At 31.6% G+C, this 16,763-nt stretch carries 16 protein-coding genes; 1 reads left to right on the top strand and 15 read right to left on the bottom strand.

Annotation, left to right across the window (positions count from 1 at the left end):
* Window positions 1–324 precede the first annotated feature (324 nt).
* From cdd to rapZ, 15 genes are all read right to left on the bottom strand, one after another.
* A complete protein-coding gene (gene cdd / locus ACO5J6_RS05940) occupies window positions 325–753 on the bottom strand; it encodes a cytidine deaminase (protein ID WP_485642700.1) in 429 nt (142 codons plus the stop codon).
* 43 nt (window positions 754–796) lie between these two features.
* A complete protein-coding gene (gene deoD / locus ACO5J6_RS05935) occupies window positions 797–1,507 on the bottom strand; it encodes a purine-nucleoside phosphorylase (RefSeq protein ID WP_485642698.1) in 711 nt (236 codons plus the stop codon).
* A gap of 113 nt (window positions 1,508–1,620) precedes the next feature.
* On the bottom strand, window positions 1,621–2,166 hold the full coding sequence (locus ACO5J6_RS05930; protein ID WP_485642697.1) for a GNAT family N-acetyltransferase: 546 nt from the start codon (window positions 2,164–2,166) through the stop codon (window positions 1,621–1,623).
* Window positions 2,167–2,222: 56 nt separating this feature from the next.
* Window positions 2,223–2,696, bottom strand: a complete 474-nt coding sequence (locus ACO5J6_RS05925; RefSeq protein WP_485642695.1) for a pyridoxamine 5'-phosphate oxidase family protein — start codon at window positions 2,694–2,696, stop codon at window positions 2,223–2,225.
* A 21-nt stretch (window positions 2,697–2,717) separates the two neighbouring features.
* A complete protein-coding gene (locus ACO5J6_RS05920; RefSeq protein WP_485642694.1) occupies window positions 2,718–3,362 on the bottom strand; it encodes an NUDIX hydrolase in 645 nt (214 codons plus the stop codon).
* Window positions 3,363–3,641: 279 nt separating this feature from the next.
* Window positions 3,642–4,817, bottom strand: a complete 1,176-nt coding sequence (locus tag ACO5J6_RS05915) for a phosphopentomutase (protein ID WP_485642692.1) — start codon at window positions 4,815–4,817, stop codon at window positions 3,642–3,644.
* Window positions 4,818–4,850: 33 nt separating this feature from the next.
* A complete protein-coding gene (gene deoC / locus ACO5J6_RS05910) occupies window positions 4,851–5,516 on the bottom strand; it encodes a deoxyribose-phosphate aldolase (RefSeq protein WP_485642690.1) in 666 nt (221 codons plus the stop codon).
* Window positions 5,517–5,985: 469 nt separating this feature from the next.
* The gene (locus tag ACO5J6_RS05905) at window positions 5,986–7,290 is read right to left on the bottom strand and encodes a thymidine phosphorylase (RefSeq protein ID WP_485642688.1); all 1,305 of its coding nucleotides are present in this window, start codon (window positions 7,288–7,290) and stop codon (window positions 5,986–5,988) included.
* A 109-nt stretch (window positions 7,291–7,399) separates the two neighbouring features.
* The gene (locus ACO5J6_RS05900) at window positions 7,400–8,443 is read right to left on the bottom strand and encodes a BMP family lipoprotein (RefSeq protein ID WP_485642687.1); all 1,044 of its coding nucleotides are present in this window, start codon (window positions 8,441–8,443) and stop codon (window positions 7,400–7,402) included.
* Window positions 8,444–8,549: 106 nt separating this feature from the next.
* A complete protein-coding gene (locus tag ACO5J6_RS05895) occupies window positions 8,550–9,419 on the bottom strand; it encodes an ABC transporter permease (RefSeq protein ID WP_485642686.1) in 870 nt (289 codons plus the stop codon).
* Window positions 9,420–10,484 carry an ABC transporter permease gene (locus ACO5J6_RS05890; RefSeq protein ID WP_485642685.1) on the bottom strand — a complete coding sequence of 355 codons (1,065 nt, stop codon included), beginning with the start codon at window positions 10,482–10,484 and terminating at the stop codon, window positions 9,420–9,422.
* Window positions 10,477–11,997: an ABC transporter ATP-binding protein gene (locus ACO5J6_RS05885; protein WP_485642684.1), complete on the bottom strand. Its 1,521-nt coding sequence runs from the start codon at window positions 11,995–11,997 to the stop codon at window positions 10,477–10,479. The genes ACO5J6_RS05890 and ACO5J6_RS05885 overlap by 8 nt, the downstream gene beginning before the upstream one ends.
* A gap of 115 nt (window positions 11,998–12,112) precedes the next feature.
* The gene (locus tag ACO5J6_RS05880; RefSeq protein WP_485642682.1) at window positions 12,113–13,132 is read right to left on the bottom strand and encodes a hypothetical protein; all 1,020 of its coding nucleotides are present in this window, start codon (window positions 13,130–13,132) and stop codon (window positions 12,113–12,115) included.
* Window positions 13,133–13,211: 79 nt separating this feature from the next.
* The gene (gene uvrC / locus ACO5J6_RS05875; RefSeq protein ID WP_485642681.1) at window positions 13,212–14,993 is read right to left on the bottom strand and encodes an excinuclease ABC subunit UvrC; all 1,782 of its coding nucleotides are present in this window, start codon (window positions 14,991–14,993) and stop codon (window positions 13,212–13,214) included.
* A 24-nt stretch (window positions 14,994–15,017) separates the two neighbouring features.
* Entirely contained in the window at window positions 15,018–15,899 is an 882-nt protein-coding gene (rapZ, locus tag ACO5J6_RS05870) for an RNase adapter RapZ (RefSeq protein ID WP_485642679.1), read from the bottom strand.
* A gap of 311 nt (window positions 15,900–16,210) precedes the next feature.
* Between rapZ and ACO5J6_RS05865 the strand changes: the two genes are divergently transcribed.
* A complete protein-coding gene (locus ACO5J6_RS05865; RefSeq protein ID WP_485642677.1) occupies window positions 16,211–16,720 on the top strand; it encodes a YceB family lipoprotein in 510 nt (169 codons plus the stop codon).
* Window positions 16,721–16,763 lie beyond the last annotated feature (43 nt).

The following is a 16,763-nucleotide window of genomic DNA, read 5'->3' as shown; positions in this document are numbered from 1 at the left end:
TTATACACTATATTTGATTTTTTATAAACGGTATTTTTAATAAATATGGCAATATTTTAAAAAAGCCGTTTTGAATGCAAAAATTTACAATAAAAATTTTAGATAAAATTATAAAAGAGGATGTTTCATAAGCCAAAAATAATTTTACTAATATAAATATTGTATATTTTTAAAAATCAAAACACATTATTTTCATTGGTTTTATACAAATAATAAAATATATAAAATTTATGATTTAGTAATTTTATTTATCTTATGAGACAGCCTCTTTTTTTTATTTTTTAGATAATTTTTATTATTAAATTATTCTATAAAAAACATTCTTTATAAATCTTTTGGACCGAATGAATATGGTAGTAATTCATCTATTGACCATATTTTATATTTTTTATCCTTATTTGTAAGGATAATCACCGTATCTTTATCGGAAAATTCTGAAATCACCTGTCTACATGCACCACAAGGACTAATAGGTTCAGGTGTCCCTCCTGTTACTACAAGCAGCTTTATTTTTTTCATTCCTTCTGTTACCGCTGTAGGTATCACATTTCTTTCTGCACATATCCCCAAACCGTAAGAAGCATTTTCCACATTCACTCCTTTAAATTTTCTTCCCTGTTCGTCAATCAGCAATGCAGCCACAGGAAATTTTGAATAAGGAACATAAGCATTTTTTAGTATATCATTAGCTTCATCAATATAATCCGATATTTCTTTTTCGGTCAATTTTATTTTTCCTTTTAATTCTGTCATTTTTATCTCCTGTTTATTAGTCTACATCATAATATTATGTGTATTATAAATTTAATGCACTTTCCAATGCAACTTCTATCATATCATTAAATGTGAGCTGTCTTTCTTCTGCTGAAGTAGCTTCTCCCGTAACTAATGAATCACTTATTGTGAGTATTGTCAGAGCATTTACACCAAACTTGGCAGCCATTGTATATAACTGAGCCGTTTCCATTTCTACACATAATACTCCAAATTTTGCCCATTTTTTCCAAGCTTCAGGCTCATCTCCATAAAAAGTATCACTTGTAAGTATGTTTCCCGCTTTCATGCTTAATCCTTTAGCCTTTCCGACTTCATAAGCTTTAAAAAGTAATTCTGCATTTGCAGTCGGTGCATAGTCGGCACCGTTAAATCTCAATTTATTTATTGCTGAATCCGTAGAAGCTGCCATTGCAAGAACTACATCCCTAATTTTTACATTTTCCTGCAAAGAACCTGCCGTTCCTACTCTTATTAGATTTTTACATCCATATTCAGCTATTAATTCGTGAGAATAAATTCCTATCGAAGGAACTCCCATTCCTGTTCCCTGAACGGATACTTTTTTTCCTTTGTAAATCCCTGTAAATCCTAACATTCCTCTTACATTATTATACTGTACTATATCCTGTAAAAATGTTTCTGCAATGTATTTTGCTCTCAAAGGATCTCCCGGTAATAATATTGTTTCAGCTATATCTCCTTTTTTTGCTCCTATGTGCGGTGTTGCCATTTTTTTACCTCCTGATTTTTATTTAATATCTTTTAACACATCTATTCCAACCGACTTTATTGCTTGTTTCTTTCAAAAATAAAAAATTTATTATTTAATTTATTATTATTTTATTATAGCATAATTCCCATAATTATTTCATCATGATAACTTCCATCTTTCAGTTTAAAAGCCCTGCGAACCTTTCCCCATTCTTCAAAACCAAATTTCTTATATAGTCTGATTGCATTTTCATTATTTTCAAAAGCTTTAAGTTCGACTTGTTCATAGCCTTTATCTTTTGCTATTTGAAGTATTCTGGAAATTAATAAGCTTCCTATTCCTAAATTCCAGTATTTTTTCCTTACCGATATTCCAAAATCTGCTCTATGCTTAAGTTTTATCAAATCTGAAACAGCTCTAAGACTTATACTTCCTGCAATTTCTTCATCTACAAATACCAGCAATAATATTTTTTCATTTTTCTTATATTCATTAATAAACTTTTCAGCTTCTTCCATGGAAGAACTTATTTCTTCAGGATATCTGTTCAAAAAATTTGTTTCACTACTTATAATTTTCCTGTATTCCATAAGTTTTTCAGCATCTTCCGTCAAAGCATTTCTTATTTGGCAAGTTATTCCATTTTTCAGTTGATATTCTTCCAACGGTAAAATCATTCCGAAACCTCCTTTATTTCTGACTTTTTATTAAAAGATTTACAAAATCTGTTATTTTATTCATGCTCTTTGCACGCAAGCTCTTCAACTTTCAGTTTAAATACATGTACCGCATTTACCATTTTCTGATTAAGTTCCCATTCCGATTTTCCTGTATTATGTTTCATAATTTCAAAGAGTCCCTGCACTTTTTCATTTAAATCTTCTACCGGAAAAACTTTTCCTGATCCTATAACACTTTGAAAAGCGGAAGTATAAGTACATGCGATATTTCCTTCTCCGTATACCCTATGATTTGTATCAAGTTCAAAACCTACACAGTTATTTACTTTCATGATATCGTGTTTTCTTCCCGTTTTTGCACCATGAAAATAAAAAGTATACTCCCCGTCTTTTTCAATAAATCCAAAATTTAGAGGAACAATATAAACTTTTCCATTATCATTAAAACCTAATCTACAACAATCACAAGCAGAAATAATTTCTTTTATTTTATCTTTATCGGTTATTTCCCTGTCTTTTCTTCTCATAATCCGTATTTTCTCTCCCAATTAATCAAATATTGCTTCCCAAACCTCTGCTTTATATGCTTCAAAGCACATTTTTATCTGTTTTTCAGTATTTCTGATTTCAGAGAGTTCGGGTAAATTATTTAATTTAAAATATTTTCTTTCAGATGTTTCATTATTTTTTATAAACTTGTCTTCCATTTCATCAATAATGGAACAGAGAACAAAGATTTTGATTATTCCGTATGGAACTTGCCCCAATCCGCAACCTGAATTATTTTTTATTCCGTCCTGAACAGCGATAATTTTTTCAGCATTTACACTCACTCCGGCTTCTTCTTTTACTTCCTTTACTGTATTTTCCTCTATTGACAAATCAACTTCTACCCAACCACCGGGTAATGACCATTTTCCGTCTCTTTCCTTTACCATAAGGATTTTATCATCTTTAAATACTGCCGCACGACAGTCCATTTTAGGTGTCTGATAGCCGATTTCATTACAAAAGAGGTTTTTTACCTTTTCCAGAGAAATATCCGATTTTTTGGACATAATTTCTGCTGAAATTTCCCTTATTCTTGTATATCTTTCTATATCGAATACATCTTTTGCATAATTCAATCCAGCTTGAGCCAGACTTTGCAATTCCATAGCCCATTTCATCCATTGTTCTCTGTCTTTTCCCATGATGATTTTTCCTCACTTTATTTTTATAAATATTTTATTTTTCTTTTATTCATTATTTCTTATTTTATTATCTTTTATTTTATTATTTCTTATTTTGCTGAATAAAAAAGCCTTTGCTAAGTCGGAAACTTTATCTCCATTATTATTCTATCTTTAAATACTAATATCAAGTTATCTGTAAAAAACTGTTTGATAATTCTAATATCTTATTTTAAATCTGAATTATATCGGAAATCTTATTTTTAGAAATCTTATTTCTTATATATTATAATATCACTTTTATAATATTTCCTTAGCAAAACTTCCTTCTTTTTTCGTTCCTAATAAAATTTCTTCAATAGTAGCGGCAATATCCGCAAAAGTTTTTCTTACACCTATGTTTACATTCTTTTTAATTTTTTTACCATAAATAAGTATAGGTATATATTCCCTTGTATGGTCTGTTCCCTTGTAAGTAGGGTCATTTCCATGGTCTGCCGTAACAATAAGAATTTCATCATCTCTCAAGTTTTTTTCTATCTCAGGCAGCCAGTTATCAAATTCTATTAAGGCATTTACATAGCCCTGAACATCTCTTCTATGCCCATATACAGCATCAAAATCCACAAGATTAGTAAAAATCAGCCCTTTTGTGTTTTCTTTCAATGCTGCTATTGTTTTTTTAATACCGTCCAGATTATCCTGATTTGCTTTTCTGTTATCCGTAATTCCCTTGCCATTGAACAAATCACTCGTTTTCCCTATTCCAATCACATCAAGACCTGCTTTCTCTATTCTTTCAAGCATTGATTCTTTAGGAGGGTCTATGGAGAAATCATGTCTGTTAGCCGTTCTTTTAAATTCTCCTACTTTTTTACCTATATATGGTCTGGCAATTACCCTTGCTACCGGTGATTTTTTATTACAAATTTCAAGTGCGATTTCACAAGCTCTGTACAATTCTTCCAAAGGTATAATTTCCTCATTTGCAGCTATCTGAAATACAGGGTCTGCCGAGCCGTACACTATCCAATTTCCCGTTTTTATCTGCTCTTCTCCATACTTATCTATCGCTACAGTTCCTGATAATGGTTTATTCAGCATTACTTTTCTTCCTGTTTTTTCTTCAAATTCTTTTATTACTTCGTCGGAAAATCCGTTTGAATAATTTGGAAAAGGTCTTTCCAACGGTACTCCGGCTATTTCCCAATGTCCTGTCGTGGAATCTTTCCCAATAGACACTTCTACTGCTTTTCCATAAGCTCCTTCGGCTTTTTCGACCGGAGGAGTTCCCTTAATTTCAGTTATATTCCCTAATCCTAATTTCTGCATATTGGGTAAATTCATCCCTCCCGCAGCTTTAGCCATATTCCCGAGTGTATTTGAACCGACATCATCAAAATCAGCCGCATCAGGCAACTCTCCCGCTCCTACACTATCCAAAACTATTAATGTTACTCTGCTTATATCTTTCATTTTATTTTTCCTTTCTTTATATTAATATTTCTATTAATATTTATCTTTTTCTACTTTCAGACCTTTTATTATTTCTATTCCCGAGCTTGTTCCAAGTCTTGTTGCACCTAATTCTATATATTTTTGTGCTGTTTTTAAATCTTTTACTCCTCCACTTGCTTTTACTTCGGCTTTATTTCCAACCACTGATTTCATCAATTCCACATCTTCAAAAGTAGCTCCTCCTGTTCCAAATCCTGTGGAAGTTTTAACAAAATCCGCTTTTGCATTCAATGACAGTTCGCACGCTTTTTTCTTCTCATCATCCGTTAAATAACAAGTTTCAATTATTACTTTTAATACATTATCTCCTATTGCTTCTTTTATTTCTCTTATTTCCTGTTCTACATAGCCGTATTCCTTGTCTTTCAATGCACCTATATTTATTACCATATCTATTTCCGAAGCTCCGTCTTCTATAGCTTTTTTCGCTTCAAAGACTTTAGCTTCCTTGGACATCGCTCCTAAAGGAAAACCCACGACTGCTGCTACTTTCACATCAGAATTTTTCACCTGCTCGTAAGCATATTTTACATTTGCTCCATTTACACATACGGAGAAAAAATTGTATTCCTTTGCCTCATCACATAATTTTTTTATATCTTTTTTCTGTGCAACAGCTTTTAGAATAGTATGGTCAATGTATTTATTTATTTCCATTTTTATATTCCTTTCTTTAATCATTTTATATATTGCTTTCTCTATACTTTGTATCTTATTTTTATCAAATATATATCATTTTGGGAATGTCTTTTGGATTATTCAAATTATTATATTATTATAATAAAAAATATAATAATTTTTTTTAATTAAAAATATATTATAATAATGTAGACTTTCACTCTAAGTGTCAGAGTAGAAAGGAAGTCAAACATTGAGACACTTCTTATTGGAGATTTTTATTTCTATCATTTCTGATTTGCTGATCCACTTTATAATTATATACATTCAGAAGAAGAAATAAAAAGAAATAAGAATATTGAAAAACCCCTGCCGTCACAGGGGTTTTTAGGTTAAATTATTAAAACACTTCTTATTATATTTCTTCTGTATTATATCACATTTAAAAAAATTTTCAAGTATTTTAATTTAACATCCCTGCATTTTTTATTATTTTTTGTATAGCTGATTACTCTATTATTTCCAATATTGCTTTTTGCTTGCCGATTATATCATTTTGAATTATGTATGCATCTAAAATCATATTTTGAGAATTTTCTATATTTTTATTGTCATTATAATATATTTCGGCTATTTTTTCATCTTTGCTGACCTTATCTCCTACTTTTTTGAGTATCTTTATACCTACCGCATGGTCGATTATATCTTCTTTTGTCGCCCTACCTGCACCTATAATCATAGCTGCTTTTCCTATTTCTTCAGCTTTTATTTTTGAAACATATCCTTCTTTTAGAGAAAATACTTCCATTATTGATTTTGATTGTGGAAGTAAACTGTAATCATTTATCAGATTTCCATTTCCTCCGCTTTCAGTTATAAATTCTGCCAATCTTTCGAGGGCGGAACCATTATTTATCACTTCTTCTATTTTCTTTCTACCTTCGGATAAATCGTTTATTTCTCCTTTAGCTTTTAATGCGAGAGAGGCTATAGTATAGACTACTTCTTTTAAATCATCGGGTCCATTTCCTTTGAGAGTTTCCACAGCTTCCATTATCTCATTGGCATTCCCTATAGAATATCCCAGAGGTTCATCCATATTACTTAATACTACTTTTACTTGTCTGCCCGCACCTTTTCCTATTTCTATCATTCTTTCAGCCAGTTCCTTTGCATGACTGATATCTTTCATAAAAGCCCCGTCTCCAACTTTTACATCAAGTATTATTACATCGGATTGAATAGCCAGTTTTTTACTCATAATACTGCTTGCGATTAATGGAATACTCGGCACTGTCCCTGTAACATCTCTTAAAGAATAAAGTTTTTTATCAAGAGGAACAATTTTATCGCTGTAACCCATAAGTCCTATTCCTGTCTTATTTGCTATCGAGACCAGCTCATCTCTTGTACCGGAAAATTTAAAACCTTTTATAGCTTCGAACTTATCTATAGTTCCTCCCGTATGACCCAGCCCTTTTCCTGATAATTTCGTAGTTCCCATACCTAATGCTGCCAAAATTGGGGCTAAAACAACTGTTACTTTATCTCCTACCCCTCCCGTACTGTGCTTATCAACTAAAAATTTATCAACATCATCAAATTTTATTATATCTCCCGAATTTCTCATTACCATTGTAAATTCAAGAAGTTCATCAGCAGTCATATCATTAAAATAAGTTGCCATAAGAAATGATGACATCTGATAATCAGGTACATTTTCTTTTAAATATTCATTCAATAAAAACGAAATCTCCTCTTTTGAAAGTTCTTTTTTATCTCTTTTTTTCTCTATCAAATCTACAACTCTCATTCAACATTTCCTTTCTATTTCCTTTTTATTTTATATCTCTTATTTTATAAATAAAAGCAGGATATTAAATCCTGCTTTCATTTCTGTTCAAGACTTTTAAGATTTTCAATTATAAAGTAGGTTTAACTACAATTTTTCCATCTTTAATATCTTGTTTTATCTGTTCTAATTTTTTGATATTTTCTTCACCTATTTTATCTTTTGTAAATTCAAATTCAGTAGTTCCTACACCGTCTTCTTTTATTCCAAATTCTTGAATTATAGGCTGATATTTCCCTTCAAGAGTATCTTTTATTTCATTAAACACTGCATTGTCAACATATTTCATCATTGATGTCAGAATTGTTCCCGGAGCTATTCCGTCCTGATTTGAATCAACTCCTATAGCGTATACATTTTTTTCCTTTGTAGCTTGGAATACACCTTGTCCGCTTGCTCCTGCTGCGTGGTAAACTACATCAGCTTTTTGCTGGATTAAAGTTTCAGTTTTTGTTTTTGCGGATGCAGGGTCATTCCATGCATTATTTCCGCCTATATAAACTGATAATATTTTGATATTAGGATTTACATATTTTGCACCTTGTATATATCCTGATTGAAATTTTTGGATTAGCGGTGATTCCATTCCTCCTACAAATCCTATAGTTCCTGTTTTACTCATCATAGCAGCTAATGCTCCTACAAGGAAAGAACCTTCATGTTCTTTAAAACTCAATGAAGCCACGTTAGGAACATTTTCAATTTTTTCATCGATTATAGCAAATTTCTGGTCAGGAAACTGTTGTGCAACTGCCAATAATGAATCTTTCATTGTAAATCCTACGCTGATTATCAAATCGTATTCTCCTGTTTCTGCAAATTTTGTTAAAGCATCTTTAGCTTCTGTTGCGGGGTCTTTTGGCTCATATTCGTCAAATGCGATTCCCAATTCTTTCTTTGCCCTTTCCAGTCCTCTGAAAGCAGCGTCATTGAAAGACTTGTCTCCTTTTCCTCCGGTAGAATAGACGATAGCTACTTTTTTACCAGTATCTTTTTGAGCCGTCTGCTGTCCATCATCTTTCTTTTGCTCACCTTCAGCAGGTTTTGAACCTCCACAAGCCACAAATAAAAGCAATGCAGCCATAATGCTGAAAATTGTTACAATTCTTTTCATTTTTAAATCCTCCTGTTTTTTTATGTATCTTTATATAACAAATTATACCCTATTTTTTGTTTTTTTCAAATAGATTTTTCAAATAAATTATTATTTATTTTTTCTGTTATTTTTCATAAGGCTGTCCGGAGGCTTTTGGTGCTCTCGCTTTTCCTACAAATCCTATCAATGCCAGTAATGTCAATATATAAGGTATCATCGAAAGAAACTGTTGAGGTATCGGCAAGTTTATCGTTTTCGCATAATCTGCAAAAGCCTGTCCAAATGCGAAAAGCAAGCTCGCAAGGATAGCTCCTATAGGATTCCATTTACCGAATATCATCGCCGCCATTGCCATAAATCCTCTTCCTGCGGACATATTATTGGAAAATGCCGGCAACATTACAGAAGTCAGATACGCTCCTCCCAGTCCTGCGAACATTCCCGACAGGATTACACTTATATATCTTATTTTATAAACGTTTATTCCGACAGTGTCGGCAGCTAAAGGATGTTCTCCGACAGCTCTTATTCTCAGCCCCAAAACTGTCTTGAATACCAGAAAATGTGTCAATATCGCAAGTATATATATTATGGCAATTACAATATGTTTATCTGCCAGTTTTGAAGCGGTAGGGGTACTACCTGTAACTCTATACATTGCTTTTATGAGAAATGACGTCATTGCAACTGCAAACAGATTTATAGCGACACCGCTTATTATTTGATCGCCTTTCAGATTTATACTTATTATTGCGTGAATTAATGAAATAATACCACCGGCTGCTACTCCTGCCAAGATTCCCAAGTACGGATTGCCTGTCGCAAGGTTTACTACCGTTGTCGCAAACGCTCCGCTCAACATTATCCCTTCAAGACCGATGTTTACAACACCGCTACGCTCCGATATACACGCTCCGACAGCAGTTATGAGAATAGGAGGTGCTATGATTAATGTCTGTTTCAATAAAAATATTATAATGGATACTATACTCATTTATTTCTCCTTTCTCTTTGAAATAAAGAATTTAAATAAATTCTCAGAGGCTACAAATATTATTATCAGAGCCTGTATAATCAGGACAATTTCCTTATCCACCTGATATCTAAGCTGTAGTGTCTGCCCCCCTACATCAAGAGCCGCATAAAATATTGCCGCTATCAGTATCCCGAAAGGATTATTTTTCCCCAGTAATGCTACTGCAAGTCCTGTAAATCCTGCATCCCCCATTATGAGTTCAGTATATGCATACTGTGCCGAACCTCCTAAAACTCTTTCCGCTCCTCCCAGTCCTGCACATATTCCGGCTATTCCCATTGCAATAAACATCATTTTTTTAGGATTTATTCCTGCATTTTCTGCAACAGTTTCGCTAAGCCCCACAGCTTTTATTTCATATCCCATTTTGAAATACTTAAAAAAGAAATAAATTCCTACAACTAATAATACTGCTATAACAAAACCGAGATTTAAATTCTGTTTAGTAACTTTTGCAAAAATCAAAGGCAATCTCGCACCTTCAAAAACTTTTTCAGATTGAGTATTTTGAGATGCCGGGTCTTTCAACACTCCATTCAGCAAATAGTTCTGAAAATCTACCATTATATAATTCAGCATTATCGTGCTGATTACTTCATTTACTCCAAACTTCGATTTCAGATAACCTGCTATTCCTGCCCATATAAATCCTGCGATTATTGCAACGATTAAGACAACAAACATATTACCGAGAAAATAATTTCTAAATGTTACTGCCCAAAATGTTGCCGCAAGTCCTCCGGCTATCATTTGTCCCTGTGCTCCTATATTAAACAATCCTGCTTTAAAGGCAACCATTGCCGCAAGAGCCGAAAATATAAGGGGAGTTGATGTAAACAAAGTTTTTGCAAGTCCTCCCATAAAAGGAGCTTTAGGCGAACTTCTGTAGAATGCCGCTTTTGCCATATCCGAATAAGCAAGTATAGGATTTACCCCTTTTGTTATCATTATTATTCCACCGATAGTCAAAGCAATAAGAACCGCTATTATTGACGGTAAGAATTCTTTTAACTTCTTAGTCATCTAATTTTCCTCCTGCCATTAATATACCTAATTTTTCCATTGTCGCGTCTTTTCTGTCAAGCATTCCGACAATCTTTCCCGAATACATAACCGCTATTCTGTCGCTCAACGCCATTATTTCCGAAAGTTCGGCAGAAACGAGGAGTATAGCTTTTTTCTTTGTTTTTTCATTTAAGATTGTGTTATGTATCATTTCAATAGCTCCTATGTCCACTCCTCTTGTAGGCTGAGCCGCTATTATAAATTTGTTTTCTTTTTCCAGTTCCCTTGCTACTACTACTTTCTGCTGATTTCCTCCTGAAAGCCCTCCAAATTTAATTTTTCCGTCTAAAGGTCTGATATCATATTTTTCCATATTTTCTTTTGTTTTCTTTTCAATTTGCGAATAATCCATTAACAGACCTTTTTTGTAGGTTTCCTGTAATCCCAAAGCCATATTTTCTTCTATGGTAAAATCATCAATAGTAGCTCTTTTATGTCTATCTTCGGGTATATGTGACAGTCCTTTTTCTTTTACTGTCTTAGGAGTTTTATTTTCAAGATTTTCTCCTAAAATGGAATATGCTCCGCTTTCGACTATTCTAAGACCTGCGAGGGCTTCTATCAGTTCTGTCTGCCCATTGCCTTCCACTCCTGCAATTCCTAAAACTTCTCCTTCTCTTATTTCAAAAGAAACATCTTTCACTTTTTCTATCCCGTTTTCTCCTCTGACTGTCATATTGTTTACTTTTACTGCTGTTTCTCCCAATTTCACATCAGGTTTTTTCACTTCAAAAAGAACTACTCTTCCTACCATCATATTTGCTATTTTCTCTTTTGTGGCTTCTGATGTTTTCAGATTTCCTACGTCTTTCCCTTTTCTGATGACAGTTATATTATCCGATAACTCAAGAACTTCATGTAATTTGTGAGTTATGAATATTATTGTTTTTCCTTCTTTTACAAGATTTCTCATTATAGCATACAGCTCTATGACTTCCTGTGGTGTCAATACTGCACTTGGCTCATCAAATATAAGAAGCTCCGCTCCTTTGAACAATATCTTTAATATTTCTATTCTTTGTTGTATTCCGACAGACAATTCTGATACTTTGGCATTGGGATTGATATTCAGATTGTATTTCTGGGACACTTCCATTACCTGTTTTCTCGCCGTATTCAAATCAAAAAACACTCCATTTTTTACAGGCTCAAAGCCCAGTACCATATTTTCCGCAACAGTCAAAGGTTCCACGAGCATGAAATGTTGATAAACCATTCCTATCCCTAAATTTGCGGCTACAGAAGGACTTGTTATATCGGTTTTTTTACCTTTATAATAAATCTCTCCCGATGTAGGTGAATAAAGACCGTTTAGTATTTTCATAAGTGTGGATTTCCCTGCTCCGTTTTCTCCTACAATGGCATGAATCTCACCCTTTTTTATTTTCAGGGTAATATCATCATTAGCGACTATTTTCCCGCCTAAAAATTCTTTTCTTATGTTCTTCATTTCTAAAATATAGTCACTCATATTTCCTCCTACTTAAATTTTAAAACTGTTTTTCAATGTCATCTATATTAATGTTCGAATTAATAATATTTCAAATTGATATTCTGATTAAACGATGTTCTAATCAATAATTATTTTAATTAAAAAAATCAGATACATAGTAATTGGAATTTGTCTTTAATAATTCCAAAATATTTATTTTTTTAAGCACTACATTTATTTTATAATCATTGTAATAATATTTTGCTTTTTTGCCTCCAATAAAAACAACGGTATTATTTTCATTATAAGTATATCCGTGAAATTGATTATTTTCAAGTAATAAAATTTCTCTTTTTAATTTCAGTTTATTTTTTTCCAAATCTTTAATTATATCAGGAGGAAAATTAACCAAGTACAGATTATTCTTTATTTCAGGCAATAAAGCCTGATCTTCTATTTTTTCCGAAATTATGATGTCTCTATCAAATTTATAGACAGAATCATCCTGAAATTTTTTAAAATCTATGTTGTCATAACTTTCTTTGACAAAATATTCAATTTTGGAAGTTTCAAAATTTTTTACAATATCTTTCCTTTTTTCTTTCAATTCAGCAACAAGAAATTCTTTATCCAGTTCCGAATACACATTGTCAGGATTAAAGCCTTTTCTATCCAGCAGTCTGTAAAGTACATACACCTGTCTGTTTAAAAATTCCTGATCTGTCCCTGCATACTGGCTTGTATTCATACCTTTCGAAAGCTGAGTCAGCTCCTGTATATTATATCCGTCAAGGGAAGAAGCAGGTAATTCCAGTACTTTTTCCTCTTCGGACATTTCATCGGTTTTTATTTTCTGCATATCATCATAAAAACGTTTTTCCAATAATAGGGAGTATTTTTTGTTTTTATCAATTTTTCCCAATACTCTGTTAAATTCATTATAAAAATTATTTTTCCCAAATATGTCAGTGGGATAGCTCACTTCAAACAGTTTTATTTCATATCTTCCGGGAATTACTTTTCTTGATTTCTCCTCTCCGTTTATAATGACTTTTACTTCTTTAAATCTCGGTGTTTCTTCTTCTTTCAGCTTTATTTCCGATTTTATTTTATCAAATATACCGAAACTTAGTATACTTGTACTTATCATTAAAATTAATAATATCTTTTTCAAGGTTTTCCTCCTTAACTAATGCGGAACTGTTTTAAAAGAGAAAATTGAGCTTTCATTTTTAAAATGTTTTTCCAATAATCTATAACATTTCTTTTATGGAAACTGCAATTTTTTCAGGTACTATTTCAATCAATTCCTCTATTTCGGCATTTCTTATATTCGCTATTGTGCCAAATTTTTTTATTAATTCTTTTTTTCTTTTTGGTCCTATTCCGACTATATCATCCAATGCGCTTTTTATATTTCTTTTGCTTCTGAGTTTTCTGTGATGAGTTATTCCAAATCTATGGGCTTCATCTCTTAATCTCTGTAGGATTTTAAGAGTTTCATCGGTTTTTTCAAATATATACGGTTCACTTTCATAGCTTTTAAAAATTTCTTCTTCTCTTTTAGCGATACTTATAATGTCTGTATGTTCTATTTTTCCTAAACTTTCGAGTACGTCTACAGCTATTCCCAGTTGACCTTTTCCCCCGTCTATAAGTATCAAATCCGGAAATTCTTCCTGTGATAATTTTGAATATCTTCTTGTCAAAGCTTCTCTCATCATTAGAAAATCATCGGGAGTATCTTTAACTGTTATTTTAAAATGTCTGTATTCTCTCGGTTCAACTTCTCCGTTTATCGCCACAGTCATCGCAGCCACAGCGTCCTTTCCCTGAATATTTGAAATATCAAAACATTCTATTCTCAAAGGCTGCCTTTTTAATTGTAACTCGATTTTCAATTTTTGCAACCCCTCCTGAATAACTTTTTTTTGTCTGAAGTGTTTTTCAACTTCTTCTTTCAAGTTCAAATATCCCATTTCTAACAGTTGTCTCCGTCTACTGTTTATTTTTGGAAAATGTAATTTAATATCTTTTCTTTTCTCAATTTCAGCCCACTGTTTTATTAGATTTTCATTTTTCTCATATTCTACATCACATATCATATTTTTAGGGATATTTCTTTTTTCATAATAAGATGTTATGAGCCTTTCAAATAAATTATCCTCATGGCTTCTTTCAAGGGAAATTTTTATATGATTTTTATTTATGACTTTTCCTTCTCTTATATTCAGTACACATAAAAATACAATGTCATTTGTTTCTTCAAACACAAAAACATCTTCATCTATTTCTTTGCTGTATTCTATAATTTGAGTTTGTAACAATTTCTTGAGTGCCTCAATTTTATTTCTTTCGGCAATGGCTCTTTCAAACTCCATATTATCACTGAACTTTTTCATTCTTTTTTCAAGTATTTCAAATATTTCTGTTCTCTGACCTTTCAGAAAATTTTTAAAATTTTCCACGTTTTCATTATATTCTTCTTCAATATCTTTATATTTACATGGTGCCGTACATGTATTCATATAAAATTTCAGGCATGGACTCGTATATTTATCCATACTTCTATGACAGTCCCTAACAGGAAATATCCTCAGCAGGGTCTTTACTGCAAAAAATATCCCCGTAGGATACGGTCCGAAATAATCGGCTTTTTCATTTAATTTTTTTGTACTTCTCACTATTTCAATTCTTGGAAATCTTTCTTTTGTAAATTTTATATATGGATAAGTCTTTTCATCTTTCAACAAAATATTATACTTAGGTCTATGCATTTTTATAAGATTATTTTCAAGAATAAGAGCCTCTACTTCGGTATTACATATAAAAAATTCTATATCTGCAATATTTTTGACAAGCTCCAGTGTTTTCACATTATGTGAATTTATATTTTTAAAATATGAGGACACTCTGTTTTTAAGATTTTTAGCTTTCCCTACATATATTATTTTCCCGCTCTGATTTTTCATCAGATAAACGCCGGGGCTGTCAGGTATATTTTTATATTCTATCGGCGGTTTTATTTTGTCCATTTTATCCTCTTTATTTTAAAGAGATTATTTGATTTCAAGTTCATCTCCTATTTCCCTGTGAAATTTAGTAATTTTATAATCAAATCTTTTCGATAAATCTTCATAGAGCTTATTTACAAAAGCTGCCGAACGATGCTGACCTCCTGAACATCCTATTCCTATTCTCAAATGGGATTTCCCGTCTTTTTCGTATTTAGGAATCAGATAAACAAGCATATCGTAGAGTATTTTATAAAATTCCTTACTTTCATTCAGCTCCATTACATAATTGCTCACATCAGGATGATTTCCGGTTTTTTTCTTTAAATTTTCTATATAATAAGGATTAGGCAAAAATCTCAAATCAAACATAAGGTGCATATCCAAAGGTATTCCGTATTTAAAACCGAAAGAAGTAAAATTTATGCTTAATTTACTCATTTTTCCTGAAAATTCTTTTTGTAAAATCTCCTGAAATTCTTTTATTGTAGTTGAGCTTGTATCAATTACAATATCTGCTTTCAGCATAAAATTTTTGATAAGTTTTCTTTCTTCTTCTATATTTTCCAGCAAAGTATCATGGAGATTTAAAGGGTGTTTTCTTCTTGAAAGCTCGTATCTGCTAAGAAGTACGGATGTCCTTGCATCAAGGTAAATTATGGTATAGTCTATTTTGAGATCATTCAGAAGTTTCAGCTGTTTATTAAACTGACTCATAAATTCCTGATTTCTTATATCTATAGCTACGGCGACCTTATCCCTTTTTTCACTGCTTATAAATATTTCATTCAGATATTGAAATAAATTTATAGGAAAATTATCAATACAGAAATATCCTCTATCCTCAAAAAAGTCCATTGCTTCAGACTTTCCTGCACCGCTCATTCCTGTTATTATGACAAGTTCTTTTTTCCATTCTTCTTTCATAAACTTCACCTTCCATATTTTACAAATTACACTTATTATATACATAATAGAGGCGGAATAAAAAAGCCTCTTTTTCTATATTTTTAAATTTATATTATTTGAATTTATTACTTGAACTTATATAATAATAAAATTTTAGTTTTAATAACTTTATATTCATCTATTTATTATATCACATATTTGTAAATTCTTACAAAAAAATATTACAAAATTTTATATTATCCAAACCGTTATTTTTATACATTTTCTAAGTTTATTAAAAGTTTTTAATGTTAATATTAAGCCATATCATACATTTTAAGAGGTGAATTATGAAACATTTTTTCAGATTACTGATGTTCCTGATAGTCTTAGGTGTAGGCGGAGGAACGTATTTATATTTTCAGAATCAGGTGCAGATACCCGATTCAATGGTGCAGACTGCCGTAAAGTCCAAATTTCCTATGGAAAAATCTTATCCTTTCGGAAAAATAAAACTTTATAATCCTAAAACCCATTTTGAAAATAACAAAATGATAATAGAAGTAGAATATCTGAACGACGCACTTAACGATAAAATAAGTGGAACAATGACTTTTGAAACAGATATAAAATACGATTTAATGGACGCAAAACTTTATCTTGACGATTTTAAACTTATAAAAGTTACAAAAGAAGACAAAGAAATTGATATGGATAAAAAACCTATTATAAGAACTGCTTTAAACTTTGCTTTCAGTCAGCTCGAAAAAAAGGAGCTGATAGACCTGAAACAAATTGAGAAATTTCAGATGATAAAAGATATAAAAATTGAAAATAATAAAATCGTCGTTATAAAATAAGTTGTCATAAAATAATTAATATAATGAGAACGTTTATTTACAG

The organism is Pseudoleptotrichia sp. (assembly GCF_057270515.1).
This window is presented reverse-complemented; position numbering and strand designations above follow the sequence as displayed.

Coding starts and splice junctions, on each gene's coding strand:
- cdd (WP_485642700.1), bottom strand. CDS start 753: ATGACAGAATTAAAAGGAAAAATAAAATTGACCGAAAAAGAAATATCG.
- deoD (WP_485642698.1), bottom strand. CDS start 1,507: ATGGCAACACCGCACATAGGAGCAAAAAAAGGAGATATAGCTGAAACA.
- ACO5J6_RS05930 (WP_485642697.1), bottom strand. CDS start 2,166: ATGATTTTACCGTTGGAAGAATATCAACTGAAAAATGGAATAACTTGC.
- ACO5J6_RS05925 (WP_485642695.1), bottom strand. CDS start 2,696: ATGAGAAGAAAAGACAGGGAAATAACCGATAAAGATAAAATAAAAGAA.
- ACO5J6_RS05920 (WP_485642694.1), bottom strand. CDS start 3,362: ATGGGAAAAGACAGAGAACAATGGATGAAATGGGCTATGGAATTGCAA.
- ACO5J6_RS05915 (WP_485642692.1), bottom strand. CDS start 4,817: ATGAAAGATATAAGCAGAGTAACATTAATAGTTTTGGATAGTGTAGGA.
- deoC (WP_485642690.1), bottom strand. CDS start 5,516: ATGGAAATAAATAAATACATTGACCATACTATTCTAAAAGCTGTTGCA.
- ACO5J6_RS05905 (WP_485642688.1), bottom strand. CDS start 7,290: ATGAGAGTTGTAGATTTGATAGAGAAAAAAAGAGATAAAAAAGAACTT.
- ACO5J6_RS05900 (WP_485642687.1), bottom strand. CDS start 8,443: ATGAAAAGAATTGTAACAATTTTCAGCATTATGGCTGCATTGCTTTTA.
- ACO5J6_RS05895 (WP_485642686.1), bottom strand. CDS start 9,419: ATGAGTATAGTATCCATTATAATATTTTTATTGAAACAGACATTAATC.
- ACO5J6_RS05890 (WP_485642685.1), bottom strand. CDS start 10,484: ATGACTAAGAAGTTAAAAGAATTCTTACCGTCAATAATAGCGGTTCTT.
- ACO5J6_RS05885 (WP_485642684.1), bottom strand. CDS start 11,997: ATGAGTGACTATATTTTAGAAATGAAGAACATAAGAAAAGAATTTTTA.
- uvrC (WP_485642681.1), bottom strand. CDS start 14,993: ATGGACAAAATAAAACCGCCGATAGAATATAAAAATATACCTGACAGC.
- rapZ (WP_485642679.1), bottom strand. CDS start 15,899: ATGAAAGAAGAATGGAAAAAAGAACTTGTCATAATAACAGGAATGAGC.
- ACO5J6_RS05865 (WP_485642677.1), top strand. CDS start 16,211: ATGAAACATTTTTTCAGATTACTGATGTTCCTGATAGTCTTAGGTGTA.